Here is an 18253-nt window from a genome sequence, read left to right as displayed (position 1 = left end):
AGGCCACCTGTGAGACTCATGACCCCTCCGGCCCGTATGACGGGCCACCTCCCCAGCTTCGCTGGGGAGGAGAAGAAGCGATTCTGATTCAGTCGGAAAGACCCTAGCATGCGCCGGGCTTAGCCGTAGACGAACACCCGATCGTCGAGGTCGATCCCCGGCCACTGGTCCTTCTCGGTCCAGTAATCCTGGGTATGCTGCCATTCGGGCTTGTCGCCCCGCTTGGGCAGCAGGTGCATGCCGCGCATGAGGTAGCCCGGATTGAAATTGGTCGGATCGATCCAGGGCAGCAGGGGCATGTCCTTGTCCTCGGGCCGGAGCGCCACGGCGACCTTCTTCGCCTGCTTCTCCTTCATGTGCCCGAGCAGGCGGCACACGAAGTCGGCGACCAGATCGGCACGGAGCGTCCAGCTCGCCCGGAAGTAGCCGAACACCCACACCATGTTGGGCACGCCGGTGAACATCATGCCGCGGTAGGTGACCGTGTCGGCGAAGTCGAGCGGCTTGCCGTCGACGGCGAACTCGATGTCACCCAGGACATTCAAATTGAAGCCCGTGGCGGTGACGATGATGTCGGCCTCGAGGTCCTTGCCCGACTTCAGGTGAATGCCGGTCTCGGTGAAGCGCTCGATCTCGTCGGTGACCACCGAGGCGTGACCGGCACGGATGCCCCTGAAGAGGTCACCATCGGGAACGTAGGCGATGCGCTGCCGCCACGGCCGGTAGGTCGGCGTGAAATGCGTCGCCACGTCGTAGTCGGGGCCGAGGTAGGCGCGCACGCCGCCCAGCAGCTCCTTGGTCACGACCTCCGGCTCCTCGAAGGCGCGGCGCGTGAACACCGCCTGATCGTGCAGGATCTTGCGGCGCACGATCTCGTGGATCCAGCTTTCGTCGATCTGCAGCTGGCGTAGCGTGTCGGCGAGGTCGTTCGCGTTGCGGGCGGGAATGAAATAGGTCGGCGAGCGCTGCAGCAGGGTGACGTGGCCGCACTTGTTCGCGATCGCCGGCACGAGCGTCGCCGCGGTCGCTCCCGAGCCGATCACGACCACCTTCTTGCCGGCATAGTCGAGATCCTCCGGCCAGGTCTGCGGATGGACGATCCGGCCCTTGAAGCTCGACATGCCTTCCCACTCGGGCGTGTAGCCCTCGGAGTGCCGGTAGTAGCCCTGGCACATCCAGAGGAAATTCGCCGTGAAGCGGACGGTCTCGCCGGTATCGGTGCGCGTGGCTTCGATCGTCCAGCGATTGTCCTGGCTCGACCAGCGGGCCGAGGAAATCCTGTGGCCGTAGCGGATGTGCCGGCCGAGGTCGTTCTCGTCGATCACTTCACCCATGTAGGCCAGGATCTCGGCCGCCGTCGCGATCGGCGCGCTGGTCCACGGCTTGAAGCGGTAGCCGAAAGTGTAGAGATCGCTGTCGGACCGGATGCCCGGGTAACGATGGGTGAGCCACGTGCCGCCGAAGCTTTCCTGCGACTCGAGAACCACGAAGCTCGTGCCGGGGCACTGCTGGGTGAGGTGATAGGCGCCGCCGACGCCAGAGATGCCGGCGCCGACGATCAGGACGTCGAAATGCTCGGTCTTCTGGGCGGCGGCCGCAGGCAGGGTTGCTGTATCGGGCATGGGGTCGTGGTTTCTTTCTCGGACGCTTGGAGTAAGGCTATTGTGATCCTGCATTTCCTCCGGACCAATCGCCAATGTCGCTTCAATGGAAAGTGTCGCATCTCGATCGCATGGTGATCTGCGTTTCCGACGGCGTCGTCACGCTTAAGGACTTCCAGGAATATCTGGCCGCCCTCAAGAGGGAAAAGGCCCTGCGTTTTCCAAAGATATTCGTGGCGACGCAGGGCAAATCCGGCATGAGCGACGCGGAAAGAGTGAAACTCGCGGGGCTCCTGACCAACTTCCTCGAGATCGACGGCCTCGGTCCTTTCGCCGTGGTCGCGGGCTCGAAGAGGAACGACGGGCTGGCCGCGGTCTTCAAGTCGCTCGCCAGCATCCGGCGGCCGATGCGGCTGTTCCCGGACATCCACGCCGCTCGGAAGTGGCTGAGTACCAGGTCGGCGACGTGAGGTTGGGGCAAAGTCGGCAATATCAGATCATCGCATCGTAGTCGGCGTGCGAACCGATCCAGAACCACAAAAGACCTTCATCAACCCCAAGAGCCAGCGCGCGATAGCGCGCACCAACGCGAACCGACCAGAAACGGCCCACCTTCTTCAACTGAAGGGACGGATGTCGTGGATTTTCTTTGAGGAGAGCGTAATTCTTATCGGCCAGAGCCCGGACGTCTTCCGGAAGTCTCGCGTAGGATTGCCAGAATGCCGGACTGGCGAAATGCCTCACAGTTCGCGCGCGCGACCGCCCCGGAGATCCGAAAGCGCCTGCTCGGCCAGCCGATCGAGCCTACCCGTCGAAGCGTCACGCTCGATCTTCTTATCGAAACGGGTCGCCTCGAATTCCTCGAACCAGGCCCTGAAGCGGGCGAGCTGATCGATCGGCAATTCGGCTACGGCTTTTTCGATGTCTTCCAAGTTGGCCATGATGGTTCCGAGGGTAGCATCCGAAGGGGCGTCTGCCCACACTTGCGGAGAGTCGTCAGGAGGGTGGGATTGGCTCGGCTTCGCCTCGCCGGCCTTCGCTACGCTCAGGCTCGAACCCTGGGTTCGTCCACCGTGCCCGCTGCACCATTCAACATCAGGGCCCGAACGGGCCCTGATGTTGAATGGCGGAGAGGGTGGGATTCGAACCCACGGTACGCTTGCACGCACAACGGTTTTCGAGACCGTCCCGATCGACCACTCTGGCACCTCTCCGGGCGCCGGGTTATAGGCGGGAGAAATTGCCGGGGCAACTACCTCGGCGAGGCGGGGAAGCGACATGAAGTTGCCGGAAAAGGGGCTCGCCTGGCCCGAGATCGAGGCCCGGCTGCAGGCCGCCAAGAAGGACGACTTCTCGTGGCGGGACGGCCGGATGGCCGTCTACTACTACTATCTGGATGACGAGCTGGCCGAGGTGCAGAAGCGCGCCTACGCCGCTTTCTGGACCGAGAACAGCCTCGGCAAGCGCGCCTTCCCCTCCCTCGCCAAGCTCGAGAACGACGTCGTCGATTTCGGCCTCTCGCTCATGAACGCCCCCGAGGATGCGGCCGGCACCTTCACCTCGGGTGGCTCCGAAAGCATCTTCCTCGCCGTCCAGACGGCGCGCGACTGGGCGCGCGCCACCAAGGGCATCGACAAGCCCAATTTCGTCGTGCCGCGGACCGCCCATCCCGCCTTCAGCCGCGCCGGCCACGCACTCGGCATCGACGTGCGCCGCGTGCCCACCACGCGGAACGACTTCAAGGCCGACGTCGGCGCCATCGCCTCGAAAATCGACGACAACACCATCGGCCTCGTGGGCTCGGCCCCCTGCTATCCGTTCGGCGTGTTCGATCCGATCCGCGAACTGGGCGCGCTGGCGCAATCGCGCGGCCTGTGGCTGCACGTCGATGCCTGCGTCGGCGGCTTCCTCTCGCCCTACGTGAAGCGCCTCGGCCATCCCGTGCCGGACTGGGATTTCGCGGTGCCGGGCGTCACCAGCCTCTCGACCGACCTGCACAAGCACGGCATGGCGGCCAAGGGCGCGTCGCTGCTGCTGCTGCGCGCGAAGGAACTGAAGGAGAAGCACCAGACCTTCGACTTCCGCGAATGGGAGCGCGGGCCCTACGTCGCCTGGACGATGCAGGGCACGCGGCCGGGCGGCGCGATCGCCGCCGCCTGGGCGACGCTGAACTACCTGGGGGACGAGGGTTATCTGCGCTGTGCCCGCCTGATCATGGACAACAAGAAGGCGCTGATCGACGGCATCGGCCGCATCCCGGGCCTGGCCGTGCTGGAGCCCAGCGAACTCTCGATCTTCGTCACCCGCTCGGCCGATCCGGCCCTCGACATCGGCGCGGTATCGGACGCCATGGGCAGCCGCGGCTGGCTGATCGGCCGCCAGGTCGAGCCGCCGGGCATCCACATGCACCTGAACCCCAGCCACGAGCGCATGGTGGGCGATTATCTGGGCGATCTCGCCTGGGCGGTCGGACAGGCCCGGCAATCCGGCGCCAGGTCCCACGAGGCCGGCTCGACCTACTGAAAAGAGAAAGTTGCAACTTCAGCAGGAATATGCCTATATTTCCTATAGGCTGGCGCTTGGACTGCGCCGGCCTCTGTCATGTCCGGCAAGACCTCCCGTGGCCGCCCACGGGTTTGCGCAATGCGCTCAGGTGCAGCCGCCGCGGGTCCTGACCCGTGGACAGTCCCAAGAACGACCCCGTCCCAACTCGGCGCCAGATAACGACGCCAGAACAGACACTTAACGACACCCTGGGCACAGGGTGCACCGGGGCAGTGCGATCAAAGATTTCGCGAAACGCGAGAAAAGCCCGTGGAATAAGGCTTATCCCGGAGTCGGGCCCAACTTCGGGCCCAACACTCCCTCAATTCAGGTGGGCCGGCCGGGCCCTCTGAAAGATTGAATTTGCTGGCTCTTCGGCGGGCGGAGAGCCGGATTTCGGTCGGCTGAGTTGGGCCCTTTTTGCAAAGTTGGGCCGGGCTGTTCGGCCGCTCGCCGGGCGGCCGCGGGGCACAGGGAAAGCCGCCCGGGCGGCCCTCTCACCGACGTTGACTCGGAAGGCTTCCTGCGTATATTCCGCCCTCTTCCGGCGGGTCACTCAGGCCCGCCGCGTTCTTTCGTGCTTTCCCGCATTTGGGCCCGGATCCGGCCGCTTCCCCCAAGGGGTGGTGGAGGGTGCCCCCGGACCGGGAGGCTTCAGTCAGGTGTCATCATGATCGCCGTTATCCGCACGGGTGGAAAGCAATACACAGTCGCCGCCGACGACACGCTCACGGTCGAAAAGATCGAGGGTGAGGCGGGCGCCAAGATCGAGTTCACCGACGTGCTGATGGTGGGCGAGAAGATCGGCGCGCCGACCGTGGCCGGCGCCAAGGTGCTGGGCTCGATCGTGAAGCAGGCCCGCGGGCCGCACCTGATCGTCTTCAAGAAGCGCCGCCGCCAGAATTCGCGGCGCAAGAACGGTCATCGTCAGGACCTGACGGTGGTCAAGATCGAACAGATCGTCGCCTAACCTCATCATCCTTTAGGGCGACCGGAGTAGAACGATGGCACATAAGAAAGCAGGCGGCTCCTCGCGCAACGGCCGCGACTCGGCCGGCAAGCGGCTGGGCGTGAAGCGCTTCGGCGGACAGACGGTCCTGTCGGGCAACATCCTGGTCCGCCAGCGCGGCACCAAGATGGACGCCGGCGAGAACGTCGGGGTCGGCCGCGACCACACGCTGTTCGCCACCGCCCCTGGCATCGTCTCGTTCCGCAAGCGGACGGGCGGCAAGGTCGAGGTGAACGTGCTCCCGGCGCCGGCCCAGAACCCGGCGAAGATGGCTGCCGAATAGCCGTTCCCACCCAATCGGAATTCGAAGGGGGAGCGGTCAACCGTTCCCCCTTTTCATTTCTGGACCCAACCCATGAAGTTCCTCGACCAGGCCAAGATCTACGTCCGCTCCGGCAACGGCGGCGCGGGGTCGGGAAGCTTTCGCCGCGAGAAGTTCATCGAGTACGGCGGCCCCGACGGCGGCGACGGCGGGCGCGGCGGTGACGTCGTCCTGGAATGCGTCGACGGCCTCAACACACTGATCGACTACCGCTATGCCCAGCATTTCAAGGGCGAGACCGGCCATCACGGCATGGGTGCCCAGAGGACCGGCGGCAAGGGCAAGGATGTCGTGTTGCGCCTGCCGCGCGGCACGCAGGTCTTCGCCGAGGACAACGAAACCCTGCTGGTCGACCTCACCACGATCGGCCAGCGCGTCATCCTGGCCAAGGGCGGCGACGGCGGCTACGGCAACCTGCACTACAAGAGCTCGACCAACCGCGCGCCACGCCGTGCCGACAAGGGCTGGCCGGGCGAGGAGCGCTGGGTGTGGCTCAGGCTGAAGCTGATCGCCGATATCGGCCTGGTGGGCCTGCCCAACGCCGGCAAGTCGACCTTCCTGTCGTCCAACTCGAACGCACGCCCCAAGATCGCCGACTATCCCTTCACCACGCTCCATCCCGGCCTCGGCGTGGTGAAGGTGGGCGAGCGCGAGTTCGTCATGGCCGACATTCCCGGCCTGATCGAGGGCGCCCATGAAGGCGCCGGTCTCGGCACGCGCTTTCTGGGCCACGTCGAGCGCTGCCGCGCACTGCTGCATCTGGTCGACGGTACGCAGGACGATGTCGCCGATGCCTACCGTACGGTGCGTGCCGAGTTGCGCGCCTACGGCGGCAACCTCGCGCGCAAGAAGGAGATCGTGGCGCTCAACAAGACCGACGCCATGACGCCTTCGGACATCGAAGCCAAGCGCGCCAGGCTCGCCAAGGTGAGCCGCAAGACGGTGCACGTCATCTCGGCCGTCGCCGGCCATGGCGTGCAACCCCTGCTCCACGAGTTGATGAAGCTGGTCGAGAAGCAGCGCGACACCGGCGCCAATTCGGGGAAGGAAGCGGCATGAGCCCGCTGGCCAGCTCGAAACGGCTGGTCGTCAAGATCGGCTCGTCGATCCTGGTCGATGAGGCCAAGGGCGAAATCCGCCACGACTGGCTGAAGGCCCTGACCGACGACGTCGCGCGCCTGCACAAAGGCGGCTGCGAGGTTGTGCTGGTCTCCTCCGGTGCCATCCGGCTCGGCCGCACGCACCTGAAGCTCGCCGCCGGCCCGCTGAAACTCGAGGAAAGCCAGGCCGCCGCTGCCACCGGCCAGATCCAGCTCGCCCACGCCTACCAGGCAGCGCTCGCGCGCCACGGCATCACGGTGGCGCAGGTCCTGCTGACGCTCGATGATTCCGAGGAGCGCCGCCGCTACCTCAACGCGCGCCAGACCATGGCCACGTTGCTCGGCCTCAAGGCCGTGCCGGTGATCAACGAGAACGACACGGTGGCGACCGACGAGATCCGCTTCGGCGACAACGACCGCCTGGGGGCCCGCGTCGCCGAGATGATCTCGGCCGACACGCTGGTGCTGCTGTCCGACATCGACGGGCTCTACACCGGCGATCCCCGCACCGACTCCGCCGCGAAATTCATTCCCGAGATTCGCGAGATCACGCCGGAGATCGAGGCGATGGGCGGCAGCGCCGCTTCCGAAATGTCGAACGGCGGCATGGTGACCAAGCTGATGGCCGGGCGCATCGCCATGGCCGCGGGCTGCCGCATGGCGATTGCCGACGGCCGGCCGGTCGGCGCGCTGGGCGCCCTGATCGACGCCAAGGCGCGTTGCAGCTGGTTCCTGCCCGAGGCCTCGCCGCTGTCGGCCCGAAAGAAGTGGATCAAGGGCTCGCTCAAGACCGCCGGCGCACTCACCGTCGACGATGGTGCCGTGAAGGCGCTGTCGTCCGGCAAGAGCCTGCTGCCGGCCGGCGTTACAGGAATAGACGGCGACTTCAAGCGCGGCGACGTGGTCGACGTAAAGGATCGCGCCGGCCGCGTGCTGGCGCGCGGGCTGGTGGCGTACGCCGCCGAGGATGCCCGCCGCATCGCCGGCCGCAAGAGCGCCGAGATCGAGCGCCTGCTGGGTTTCCGCGGCCGCGACGAGATCGTCCATCGCGACGACCTCGTGGTCGAGTGAGCGCCGGCAAGGCATACTGGAGCGGCCGATGAACATTCAGACCAAGCCCGCCGAGGATGCCGTCGCGATCGTGGCCGAGCTCGGCCGGCGCGCGAAAAGCGCCGCCACGGCGCTGCGCAATGCCGGCACCATGGCCAAAAACCGCGCGCTCACCGAGGCGGCCCGCCTGATCCGCGGCGAAAAGGCGGCGATCCTGGCCGCCAACGCCAAGGACATCGCCGCCGCCCAGGCCGCCGGCATGACGTCGGCCCTTCAGGACCGGCTGCTGTTGGACGACGCCCGCGTCGAGGCCATGGCCAGGGGCCTGGACGATATCGTGGCGCTGCCCGACCCGGTCGGCGCCAAGATCGAGGAATGGACCCGGCCGAACGGGCTCGTCATCAGCCGCGTGCGCGTGCCGATCGGCGTCATCGGCGTGATCTACGAGGCTCGCCCCAACGTCACCGCCGATGCCGGCGCGCTTTGCATCAAGTCGGGCAACGTCGTGGTGTTGCGCGGCGGTTCCGACAGCTTCCATTCCTCGCGCGCCATCGTCGAGTTGCTGCGCCGCGCACTGGCCACTGCCGGCCTGCCCGAGGATTGCGTCCAGCTCGTTCCCACCACCGACCGCGCCGCCGTCGGCGAGATGCTGCGGGCCATGGACTGGCTCGACCTCATCGTGCCGCGCGGCGGGCGCTCGCTGATCGACCGGGTCACCGAGGAAAGCCGGGTGCCTGTGCTGCGCCACTACGACGGCATCTGCCACGTCTATGTCGACCGCGATGCCGATATCGCCATGGCCCGCGATCTCGTGGCCAACGCCAAGATGCGCCGCGTGAGCGTCTGCGGCGCGGCCGAGACGCTGCTGATCGACCGCGCCGCGCTCGACACCCATCTGATGCCGGTGCTCGCCCGGCTGCACGAGCTCGACTGCGAAGTGCGCGGCGACGGCGAGGTGCAGAAGCGCGACGCCAGGGCCCTGCCCGCCACCGAGAAGGACTGGCGCACGGAATACCTGGCGCCGGTCATCTCGGTCGCCACGGTCGACGGCGTCGACGGCGCCATCCGGCATATCGCCGATTTCGGCAGCCAGCACACCGAGACCATCGTGACGGACAACGAGGCCACGGCCGCGCGCTTCCTGGGCGAAGTCGACAGCGCCATCGTCATGCACAATGCCAGCACCCAGTTCGCCGACGGCGCCGAGTTCGGCCTGGGGGCGGAGATCGGGATTTCGACCAACCGCATGCATGCGCGCGGACCGGTCGGGTTGGTCGAGCTCACCACCTACAAGAACATCGTGCGCGGCAAGGGCACCTTGCGCCCGTGATGGCGGCACACCATCCGATGCCCGGCGTGCCACGCGACACGACGCGCCGCATCGGCCTCCTGGGCGGTTCCTTCAATCCCGCCCATGAAGGCCATCGCCATGTCAGTCTGGAAGCCCTGAAGCGGCTCGACCTCGACGAAGTGTGGTGGCTGGTCTCGCCGCAGAACCCGCTGAAGAGCGACGACGGCATGGAGCCGCTGTCGACCCGCGTGGCGCGCGCGCGTCAGCTTGCCCGTCATCCCAGGATCCGGGTCGATGCGCCGGAACTGCAGCTCGGCACGCGCTACACGCTCGACACCGTGCGGGCGCTCAACCGACTCTACCCGCGTGCCCAGTTCGTCTGGCTGATGGGGGCCGACATCCTGCCCCAGCTGGTGCATTGGCTGGGCTGGCGCGACCTGTTCGCGGCGATCCCGATCGCCGCCTTCGCGCGGCCGGGCTGGGGCTATCCGGCGCTGGCCGCCGCAGCCCCGCGCGCCTTTGCGCGTTATCGGCTGGCGGCCGGCCAGGAGCGCCGCCTCGCCTCTTGCGAACCGCCGGCCTGGTGCTTTATCCCGAGCCGGCTGGACAGCCATTCCGCCACGGCGATCCGCGCCGTCCGGCCACGACGAACCAGAACGAAAGGAACGACCATCTCCGACCAAAATCCGTCTACAGGGGCGCGCCAGCTTCCCGACCGGAGCAAAGCCTCCAACGCGCTGCTCGCCCTCGCCCGCCACTCGCTGGAAGAAGACAAGGCCGAGGACGTCGTCGTCATCGACCTCAAGGGCAAATCCGCCTTCGCCGACTACATGGTGATCGCCTCGGGCCGCTCGAACCGCCAGGTCGTGGCCATCGCCGAACATCTGGCCGACAGGCTGAAGCAGGCCGGCCACGGCTACATCCCGGTCGAGGGCAAGCAGACCGGCGACTGGGTGCTGGTCGATGGCGGCGACGTCGTCGTCCATATCTTCCGCCCCGAGCCCCGCGCCTTCTATGCCCTCGAAAAGATGTGGGCACTCGAGGAAGAGGCGGCCGGGTCCAAGCCGGCGAAGCCCAAAGCCACCCGGGCCGCCCGCCCGCGACGACCCAAGAAGCCGGCGTGAAACTCCTGATCGCCGCCATCGGCCGCGCCACCCGCGGGCCGGAGCGCGATCTCTACGAGCACTACGCCGCCCGCATTCGCTGGCCGCTGGCGCTGCGCGAACTCGAGGAGAAGCGCAAGCTGCCGCCGGCCCAGCTGATCCTGCGCGAAAGCGAGTTGTTGCTGGACGCGGCGCCGGCCAAAGCCGTCCTGGTGGCACTCGACCGCCGCGGCAAGGTTCTGGACAGCGAGGCCTTCGCCGGCCGCCTTGGGCGCTGGCGCGACGAGTCCGTGCCCGATGTCGCCTTCCTGATCGGCGGCGCCGATGGGCACCCCGAATCGTTGCTGAAGCGAGCCGCCCTGGTGCTGTCCTTTGGCGCCATGACCTGGCCCCACCTGCTCGCCCGGGCGATGCTGGCCGAGCAGATCTACCGCGCCCAGCAGCTCCTCGCCGGACACCCCTATCACCGGGTGTGAATTGAGGGCTGGAATGGCGTCGATTTTGCCTCTGTTCTGACGAAAAACCGAGGCTACATTGGCCCCCATGCACACCCGTTCCCGGTGGCCCGCCGCCGCCATCGCCGCTGTCGCCCTGGCCGTCGTTTCCGCCGCCGCCCTGGCTCAGACCACGCCGTCTGCGAAGCCGGCGTTCAAGCCGGTGCGCAATGTTCCCTACGTGTCGATCTCGGGCGAGGACGGCAAGCAGCGCCACTACGAGACCAACGCCATCCCGCTGCTGTTCAACCGCGCCTGCTTCGGCTGGCGGATGTACCTCGGTGGGCCGAACCGCATCGTGTCGCTGACCGAGGTGCTGACGACCTCGCAGCCGGCCGAGCAGGTGATCGCCGGCCCCGAGACAGAGGTGAGCGCCGACAAGACCCGGGCGACGACGCGCATGCTGGAGACCGTCCAGGATGGCGTGCTGCAGCGCTCGTGGTGCATCATTCCAGGCGATCCGCCGGGAACCTACACCTACGACATCAGCATCGACGGCGAACCCCGCGGCGAGTTCGTGTTCTGCGCCATCGAGGTACCGGACCAAAATCCCAACACCGATCCGCGCGACCTCAACTGCCCCAACAAGTTCAACGCGGTCGAGCGCGAGCGCCCGCGCGCCGGCAAGCCCTCCTGATGGCTGCTTCCTCGCGTCCGCGACCCGCCGTCCTCTGCATCCTCGACGGCTGGGGCCATCGCACCGATCCCAGGGACAACGCCATCCTCGATGCGCGCACGCCCAACTACGACCGGTTGATCGCCACCTGCCCGCAGGGCCTGATCGACGCGTCGGAGACCTTCGTCGGACTGCCCAAGGGCCAGATGGGCAACTCCGAGGTCGGCCACATGAATCTCGGCGCCGGTCGCGTCGCCGTGCCGGACCTGCCGCGAATCGACAACGCCATCGAGGATGGATCGCTCGCCGGGAACCCGGCGCTCGCCGACCTCATGGCCACGTTGAAGAAGACCGGCGGTACCTGCCATCTGATGGGTCTCGCCTCGCCGGGTGGCGTGCATGCGCATCAGGATCACCTGATCGTCCTCGCCAACCTGATCGCCGGCAGCGGCGTGCCGGTGGCGATCCATGCTTTCCTCGACGGCCGCGACATGCCCCCGCGCAGCGCGCTCGAGTGCGTGGCGCATATCGAAGCGGGCCTCAAGCCCGGCCTGCCGATCCGCTTTGCGACCGTCTCCGGGCGCTTCTATCCCATGGATCGCGACAAGCGCTGGGATCGTGTGGCGTTGGCTTACGATGCCATGGTGAACGGCAAGGGAGAGTCGGCCAGGAAGTCCGGGGAAGCGATCGACAAGGGCTACGCGGCCGGCCTCGACGATGAATTCGTCAAGCCGACGGTGATCGAAGGTTACGCCGGCATGAAGGACGGCGACGGCATCCTGATGTTCAACTACCGCTCCGACCGCGCCCGCGAGATCCTGACGGCATTGCTCGATCCGATGTTCGACGGCTTCAAGCGCTCCAGATTCGTGAAGTTCGCGACGGCGGCCGGCATGGTCGAGTACTCGGCCGCACTCAACCCCTTTCTCAAGACGCTGTTTCCGCCTGTTGTGATCAAGATGGGCTTGGGCGAGACGATCTCGAAAGCCGGCCTGAAGCAGTTGCGGATCGCCGAGACCGAGAAGTACGCGCACGTCACGTTCTTCTTCAACGGCGGCGAGGAGCGCGTGTTCGACGGCGAGGAGCGGATCCTCGTGCCCTCGCCCAAGGTCCAGACCTACGACCTGAAGCCCGAGATGAGCGCCCCCGAGGTGACGGACAAGCTCGTCGAGGCGATCGGCTCGGGCAAATTCGACCTGATCGTGGTGAACTACGCCAACACCGACATGGTCGGTCACTCGGGTATTCTTCCCGCCGCCATAAAAGCGGTGGAGGCGGTCGATGCCTGTCTCGGCAGGCTGATGACCGCGGTCAAGAAGGCAGGCGGCGTGCTGTTCGTCACGGCCGACCACGGCAACGCCGAACAGATGTTCGACGAGAATTCGCACCAGAAGCACACACAGCACACTTTGAATCGGGTGCCGGCGTTGCTGTTCAATGCCCCCGCGACCATCCATTCGCTCGCCGACGGCAAGCTGGCCGATGTCGCCCCCACGCTGCTCTCCCTGATGGGCGTGCCTCAACCCGCGGAAATGACCGGAAAATCGCTCCTTTCCGAGGCTTCGCGCCCGGCCGTCCTGGCGACGCCCCGTCCCGCGGTCGCGGCCTCGGCCTGATTTGTGAAGCGTCGTGACCCGTCTGCGCCTTGATCCTGCCAAATACCGACCTGTATCTTGGTCCCAACACCCGAACCCCCGAGTCGCCTGTCCGATGCCGGCCAGCGACATTCCCTGAAAGCAGTCCAATGACCCGTTTGCGCTTCGCTTCCGCCGCCGCGATCCTGGCTTTCCTGGCCGTTCCCATCGCCCTGCCGGCATGGTCCCAGGACAAGGCTGCCCCCAAGCCCGCCGGCGGCGACAAGAGCGAGCTCTACCAGCAGCTCAACCTTTTCGGCGACGTGCTGGAGCGCGTCCGCCGCGACTATGTCGAACCGGCCGATGAAAAGACGCTGATCGAAAACGCCATCAACGGGATGCTGTCGGCACTCGATCCGCACTCGAGCTACATGAACCCCAAGACCTACAAGGACATGCAGGTCCAGACCAAGGGTGAGTTCGGCGGGCTGGGCATCGAGGTCACGATGGAGAACGGGGTCATCAAGGTGGTCTCGCCGATCGACGATACGCCTGCGTCCCGGGCCGGCATTCTGCCGGGCGACCTGATCTTCGCCCTCAATGGCGAGCCGGTGCAGGGGCTGACGCTGCAGGAAGCGGTCGAGAAGATGCGCGGCAAGGTCGGTACGCCGATCAAGATTTCGATCCGTCGCGCCGGCAAGGATCCGTTCGACGTCTCGCTCACCCGCGAGACCATCAAGGTGAAGTCGGTCCGCTATCGCCTCGAAGGCGGCGACATCGGCTATATCCGCGTCACCTCCTTCACCGAGCAGAGCACGTCGGGCGTGCTCGACGCCGTCGAGAAGCTCAAGAAGGAGGCCGGCGGCAAGCTCAAGGGCTTCATCCTCGACCTGCGCAACAATCCTGGTGGGTTGCTCGACCAGGCGATCGCCATGTCCGACGCCTTCCTCGACAAGGGCGAGATCGTCTCGGTCAAGGCGCGCAAGAGCGAGGACGTGCAGCGTTGGAACGCCAAGCCAGGCGACGTCGCGGGCGGCCTGCCCATCGTCGTGCTGGTGAATGGCGGCTCGGCGTCTGCCTCGGAAATCGTGGCCGGTGCCCTGCAGGACCACAAGCGCGCGATCATTCTCGGCACCCGCACCTTCGGCAAGGGCTCGGTGCAGACGATCATGCAGGTAACAGGCGGGGGCGCCATCCGCCTCACGACCGCGCTCTATTTCACGCCGTCGGGACGGTCGATCCAGAAGGAAGGCATCAAGCCCGACATCGACGTCGAACAGGCCAAGATCGAGGCGATCCAACAGCGCAGCAGCTTCCGCGAGGAGAACCTGCGCCGCTCGATCACCAATCCGAACGACAAGCCGGGCGACGCGAAGCCTGAAGCCGCCAAACCCGCGGACAAGCCTGCCGACACCAAGCCGGCGGACAAGAAGGACGAAAAGCCGGCTGCCAGCACCACGCCGGCGCCGTCGGGCGATCCCGACGAGCCGCCGAAGGAAGCCGTGGCCGACTATCAGCTGCTGCGTGCGGCCGACCTGATCCGTGGCATCTCGCTCTACAGCAACCGCGGCAACTGAGCGGCCGGCGGCGGAATGACGCCGTGTCGACCGCCAGGCTGAGGAGTGGAAAACAGCGGGCGCGCGGCGGCCTGATTGCCGCCTACGCGCTCGTTCTCGGGCTGGTCGTCGTTTCCGCCCTGCTGGCTTTCGGTGTCGGCAGCGGCGCGCCGAAAGCCGCCGAGACCGCGACGCCGCGCAAGGTCGTTTCGCTCAAGCTGCCGCCCAAGCCGCCATCGGGCTTTCGAACCCTGGCGCCGGCCGAAGCTGCCGAGATGATCGAAGTGACCGGCGACGGACTGCGCTTGCCGCGGATTTCGTCCGGTGGCTGGATGCCCTGGATCGCCAACTCACGGCGCTTCGATCCCGCCGGTCCACCCGCCCGCATTGGACTGCTTGTGATCAATGTCGGCGCCAGCGAACCGCTGATGCTGCGCGCCATCGACGAGTTGCCGGGCGAGGTGAGCCTTGCCTTCCTGCCCGGCACCCCGGACCTCCCGCGCTGGCTTGCACGGGCGCGGGAACGCGGCCACGAAACCTATCTCATGCTGCCGGCCGAGGACCCCGGCGGTATCGCCGAACGCGGCCTCAAGCCGATCGAGACCTCGGCCGACGTGGCAGAAAACCTGCGCCGCCTGCGCATCGCGATGTCGCGTGGCGAAGGTTATGTCGGCTTCGTCGTCCGCTCTCCGGGCCCCGTTCCGCGGTCGGAGTCGACCGTACGGCCGCTTATCAGGGAGATCGCCGATCGCGGCCTTGCCTTGGTTGAGATCAATCCGACCCCGGATACGGCGATCCTCCACCGCCTGGCCGTAGAATTCGGCGTGGGGTACGCGCGCAGCACCAACATCCTCGACTACAGGCTGGCAAGCGACGGCGTCGCCGGCTCCCTCGACCGTCTCGTCGGCTGGATCGGGGAAAGCGGACCTGATCGCTCGCCGCGGCATGCCTTCGGCGTGATGCAACCGGACAACGAGGCGATCGATGCCATCGTGGCCTGGCGCCGGCAACAGTTGGCGCCGACGACCGTTTCGCTGGTCCCGATCATCGGCCATTTCGAATGCCGGGAGGCCTGCATGACACGCCTGGGCGCCCAGCCGGCGCAGTTGCGCCCATGATGCGCCACCGCCCCGAGTTCTACCGCCCCAACGTCGGGCTGATGCTGATCGCCTCGGACCGCCGCGTGTTCGTCGGCCGCCGCGCAAAGCAGCCCGACGCCTGGCAAATGCCTCAAGGTGGCGTCGATGACGGCGAATCAGCGGTCGAAGCCGCCTGCCGCGAGCTCAAGGAGGAAGTCGGCACGACCAAGGCACTGCTGCTGCGCGAAAGCGCCAAGTGGCTTGCCTACGACGTGCCGGAGGACCAACGGCCGGCCCATTGGAAGGGCCGCTGGCATGGCCAGGCGCAGAAATGGTTTGCCCTCGCCTTCACCGGGACCGACGCCGACATCGACATCGACGCGCACGACCGGGAATTCGAGGCGTGGCAGTGGGTCCCGGCGCGCGACCTGCCGGCGCTGATCGTGCCCTTCAAGCGGCCGGTGTACGAGGCCGTGCTGAAGGAGTTCGCCGATCTGGTGGCGTAGAAGCCTAGGCGCCCGAGGCGGCGAGACGGCTTGCGTTGCGGCGCAGGAACCACAGGCCGACCCGGGTCAGCAGGGCGTTCAGCCAGCCCTGCGGCTGCAGCCCGACGGCTTTCAGGATCATCGCCATGGCGCGTTGGATATGGGTTTGGCGATAGAGCGGATAGGCGCGTCGGGCGTAGGCGCGCATGTAGCGCTTGCGGTCGTAGACAGCCTCGATGGATTCGTTGGCCGCAAAATAGGCATAGGCGAGTTCGTCGTCCTCGCTTTCCTTGAGGCGGCCCCAGCCGATGCGGAGCCGGCCCCAACGGCTCAGGCGATCGCGCTGCAGGCAGCGCCGCAGGTGACCGTAGAAGAGCTTGTAGTGGCGGAACTCATCGGCGGCGATCTTGGCACAGACCTGCTTCAGCACCGGTTCGGCGGTCGCGTCCTTGAGGGCGCTGTAATACGAGCTGGTGCCGGTCTCGACGATGCAGCGCGCCATCATCTCGCCGGCCTGGCTGCCGCGTACCGAGTCGTTGGCATCGAGCGGAAGCTTGTAGCCGTCGCGGAAGCGCTGGAAGGCGGCGTCGAAATCCCAGGCCGGGTCGGCGAGCCTGGCCCAGCGGCCGAGTGCCATGCCGTGCTGGACCTCTTCCACGACCCAGGTGTCGACAGCTTCGATGAACTGCGGGTCGTCGGCGAAGACACGGGCGAGATAGACGCCGTAATCGCTGCCGTTCCGCTCCACCAGGGCCGCGGCCTTGATGTTGCGCAGGATCTCCGGATCGACCTTCGACGCGTCGAACCGATCCCAAGCGATCGTTTCGAGTGTCCAGTTACCCATGATCGAGAACCCTCGGCATTCTGACGCTCAAGCGTAATAAAGCGGCCTCCGGCCCGGCCTTCAAGGGCCGGTCGGTGCACATCTCGACAGAAAATTGCGCGGATGGCCCTCAGAAGACCCGGAGGTCAGCGGCTGGCGTAGTAGGCTTGGGCGCGCCGCAAGTCCTTGGCAACGGCCAGGTTTTTCTGGGCCGTGGCCTTTTCGGCGTCGGTCGAGGCGTCGGTCAGCTCCCGCTCGGCGGCGCGCTCGCGCTCGGCCAGCTGCTCGGGCGTGACCGTCTCGAACGGCAGCGCCTCATCGGCCAGTACCGTGCAGCGCTCCGGCGTTACTTCGGCGAAACCGCCGACCACGAGGAAGCGCTGTTCGGCCTTGCTGCCCTGGAAAACTTCCAGCACGCCGGGACGGACGGTCGAGATCAGGGGCGCGTGGCCGTGAAGGACGCCGAAGTCACCTTCGCTGCCCGGCACCACGACCATGTCGGCCTCGGTCGCGAGCAGTTCGCGCTCGGGCATGACCAGGCGGAAGTTGACCTTGGCCATCGGCTTAGGCCGCCTCGGCCGCGAGCTTCTTGGCCTTGGCAACGGCCTCGTCGATGGTGCCGACCATGTAGAAGGCCGACTCCGGCAGGTCGTCGTACTCGCCCGCGACGATCGCCTTGAAAGCCTTGATCGTGTCCTCGAGCTTCACGAACACGCCCGGGGTGCCGGTGAAGACCTCGGCGACGTGGAACGGCTGGCTGAGGAAGCGCTGCATCTTGCGGGCGCGGGTCACGACCAGCTTGTCCTCTTCGGAAAGCTCGTCCATGCCCAGGATGGCGATGATGTCCTGCAGCGACTTGTACTGCTGCAGCACGCGCTGCACCGAGCGCGCGACGTCGTAGTGCTCCTGGCCGACGATGCGCGGATCGAGCATGCGCGAGGTCGAATCGAGCGGATCGACCGCCGGGAAGATCGCCTGCTCGGCGATCGAGCGGCTGAGCACCGTGGTCGCGTCCAGATGGGCGAACGACGTGGCCGGCGCCGGGTCGGTCAAGTCGTCGGCGGGCACATAGATGGCCTGCACCGAGGTGATCGAGCCCTTCTTGGTCGAGGTGATGCGCTCCTGCAGCGCGCCCATGTCGGTCGACAGAGTCGGCTGATAGCCCACCGCCGACGGGATGCGGCCGAGCAGCGCCGATACCTCGGAGCCCGCCTGGGTGAAGCGGAAGATGTTGTCGACGAAGAACAGCACGTCCTGGCCTTCGACATCGCGGAAATATTCGGCGACGGTGAGGCCCGACAGGCCGACGCGGGCGCGGGCGCCCGGCGGCTCGTTCATCTGGCCGTACACCAGCGCCACTTTGGAACCCGGACCGTCGAGCTTGATGACGCCGCCCTCGATCATCTCGTGATAGAGGTCGTTGCCTTCGCGGGTACGCTCGCCCACTCCGGCGAACACCGACACGCCGCCGTGCGCCTTGGCGACATTGTTGATCAGCTCCATGATCGTCACGGTCTTGCCGACGCCGGCGCCGCCGAACAGGCCGATCTTGCCGCCCTTGGCGTAGGGCGCGAGCAGGTCGATGACCTTGATGCCGGTGACCAGG

18 protein-coding genes, 1 tRNA gene and 1 pseudogene are annotated in these 18253 nt (G+C 66.7%); 14 read left to right on the top strand and 6 right to left on the bottom strand.

Going from position 1 to position 18253, the window contains the following annotated elements:
* Nucleotides 1–119: 119 nt before the first annotated feature.
* Nucleotides 120–1622, bottom strand: coding sequence for an NAD(P)/FAD-dependent oxidoreductase (locus EPO55_RS15365; protein ID WP_296337828.1), 1503 nt, complete (start codon nucleotides 1620–1622; stop codon nucleotides 120–122).
* Nucleotides 1623–1696: 74 nt separating this feature from the next.
* On the opposite strand from EPO55_RS15365, the gene EPO55_RS15360 reads away from it, so the two are divergent.
* A complete protein-coding gene (locus EPO55_RS15360) occupies nucleotides 1697–2071 on the top strand; it encodes a hypothetical protein (protein WP_296337827.1) in 375 nt (124 codons plus the stop codon).
* A gap of 270 nt (nucleotides 2072–2341) precedes the next feature.
* Here EPO55_RS15360 and EPO55_RS15350 read toward each other — a convergent pair whose 3' ends face one another.
* Both EPO55_RS15350 and EPO55_RS15345 read right to left on the bottom strand, forming a co-directional pair.
* On the bottom strand, nucleotides 2342–2542 hold the full coding sequence (locus tag EPO55_RS15350; protein WP_296337825.1) for a hypothetical protein: 201 nt from the start codon (nucleotides 2540–2542) through the stop codon (nucleotides 2342–2344).
* Nucleotides 2543–2725: 183 nt separating this feature from the next.
* Nucleotides 2726–2815 (bottom strand) — tRNA-Ser (locus tag EPO55_RS15345).
* 64 nt (nucleotides 2816–2879) lie between these two features.
* On the opposite strand from EPO55_RS15345, the gene EPO55_RS15340 reads away from it, so the two are divergent.
* The 13 genes and pseudogenes from EPO55_RS15340 (at nucleotide 2880) to EPO55_RS15280 (ending at nucleotide 15845) form a co-directional block, all read left to right on the top strand.
* On the top strand, nucleotides 2880–4124 hold the full coding sequence (locus tag EPO55_RS15340) for an aspartate aminotransferase family protein (protein WP_296337824.1): 1245 nt from the start codon (nucleotides 2880–2882) through the stop codon (nucleotides 4122–4124).
* 691 nt (nucleotides 4125–4815) lie between these two features.
* Nucleotides 4816–5109 (top strand): annotated as a pseudogene (rplU, locus tag EPO55_RS15335) (50S ribosomal protein L21); the annotation flags it as partial.
* 40 nt (nucleotides 5110–5149) lie between these two features.
* Nucleotides 5150–5437: a 50S ribosomal protein L27 gene (rpmA, locus tag EPO55_RS15330; RefSeq protein ID WP_296337823.1), complete on the top strand. Its 288-nt coding sequence runs from the start codon at nucleotides 5150–5152 to the stop codon at nucleotides 5435–5437.
* Nucleotides 5438–5509: 72 nt separating this feature from the next.
* Nucleotides 5510–6535: a GTPase ObgE gene (gene obgE, locus EPO55_RS15325; RefSeq protein WP_296337822.1), complete on the top strand. Its 1026-nt coding sequence runs from the start codon at nucleotides 5510–5512 to the stop codon at nucleotides 6533–6535.
* The gene (gene proB, locus EPO55_RS15320; RefSeq protein ID WP_296337820.1) at nucleotides 6532–7647 is read left to right on the top strand and encodes a glutamate 5-kinase; all 1116 of its coding nucleotides are present in this window, start codon (nucleotides 6532–6534) and stop codon (nucleotides 7645–7647) included. The genes obgE and proB overlap by 4 nt, the downstream gene beginning before the upstream one ends.
* A 28-nt stretch (nucleotides 7648–7675) precedes the next feature.
* Nucleotides 7676–8956 carry a glutamate-5-semialdehyde dehydrogenase gene (locus EPO55_RS15315; RefSeq protein WP_296337819.1) on the top strand — a complete coding sequence of 427 codons (1281 nt, stop codon included), beginning with the start codon at nucleotides 7676–7678 and terminating at the stop codon, nucleotides 8954–8956.
* The gene (locus tag EPO55_RS15310) at nucleotides 8956–10041 is read left to right on the top strand and encodes a nicotinate-nucleotide adenylyltransferase (protein ID WP_296337818.1); all 1086 of its coding nucleotides are present in this window, start codon (nucleotides 8956–8958) and stop codon (nucleotides 10039–10041) included. The genes EPO55_RS15315 and EPO55_RS15310 overlap by 1 nt, the downstream gene beginning before the upstream one ends.
* Complete coding sequence (gene rlmH, locus EPO55_RS15305; RefSeq protein WP_296337817.1) at nucleotides 10038–10496, top strand: 23S rRNA (pseudouridine(1915)-N(3))-methyltransferase RlmH; 459 nt, start codon at nucleotides 10038–10040, stop codon at nucleotides 10494–10496. The genes EPO55_RS15310 and rlmH overlap by 4 nt, the downstream gene beginning before the upstream one ends.
* 67 nt (nucleotides 10497–10563) lie before the next feature.
* Nucleotides 10564–11151, top strand: coding sequence for a hypothetical protein (locus tag EPO55_RS15300; protein WP_296337816.1), 588 nt, complete (start codon nucleotides 10564–10566; stop codon nucleotides 11149–11151).
* Nucleotides 11151–12746, top strand: coding sequence for a 2,3-bisphosphoglycerate-independent phosphoglycerate mutase (gpmI, locus tag EPO55_RS15295; RefSeq protein ID WP_296337815.1), 1596 nt, complete (start codon nucleotides 11151–11153; stop codon nucleotides 12744–12746). The genes EPO55_RS15300 and gpmI overlap by 1 nt, the downstream gene beginning before the upstream one ends.
* 128 nt (nucleotides 12747–12874) lie before the next feature.
* On the top strand, nucleotides 12875–14281 hold the full coding sequence (locus tag EPO55_RS15290) for a S41 family peptidase (protein WP_296337814.1): 1407 nt from the start codon (nucleotides 12875–12877) through the stop codon (nucleotides 14279–14281).
* Nucleotides 14282–14304: 23 nt separating this feature from the next.
* Nucleotides 14305–15378, top strand: a complete 1074-nt coding sequence (locus tag EPO55_RS15285) for a divergent polysaccharide deacetylase family protein (protein WP_296337812.1) — start codon at nucleotides 14305–14307, stop codon at nucleotides 15376–15378.
* Complete coding sequence (locus tag EPO55_RS15280; protein ID WP_296337811.1) at nucleotides 15375–15845, top strand: RNA pyrophosphohydrolase; 471 nt, start codon at nucleotides 15375–15377, stop codon at nucleotides 15843–15845. Before EPO55_RS15285 ends, EPO55_RS15280 begins: the two co-directional genes overlap by 4 nt.
* 4 nt (nucleotides 15846–15849) lie before the next feature.
* On the opposite strand, the gene EPO55_RS15275 is transcribed toward EPO55_RS15280, so the two are convergent.
* From EPO55_RS15275 to atpD, 3 genes are all read right to left on the bottom strand, one after another.
* Entirely contained in the window at nucleotides 15850–16668 is an 819-nt protein-coding gene (locus EPO55_RS15275) for a ferritin-like domain-containing protein (protein ID WP_296337810.1), read from the bottom strand.
* 125 nt (nucleotides 16669–16793) lie between these two features.
* Nucleotides 16794–17207, bottom strand: coding sequence for a F0F1 ATP synthase subunit epsilon (locus tag EPO55_RS15270; RefSeq protein WP_296337809.1), 414 nt, complete (start codon nucleotides 17205–17207; stop codon nucleotides 16794–16796).
* A gap of 4 nt (nucleotides 17208–17211) precedes the next feature.
* Nucleotides 17212–18253: F0F1 ATP synthase subunit beta (gene atpD / locus EPO55_RS15265; RefSeq protein WP_296337808.1), on the bottom strand; the 1042-nt coding region annotated here is incomplete at its 5' end.

It is taken from the genome of Reyranella sp., assembly GCF_004296935.1.
Taxonomy (GTDB): domain Bacteria; phylum Pseudomonadota; class Alphaproteobacteria; order Reyranellales; family Reyranellaceae; genus Reyranella.
Note: the sequence above shows the minus strand (reverse complement) of the source record. Positions and strands in the feature narration are given on the sequence as shown.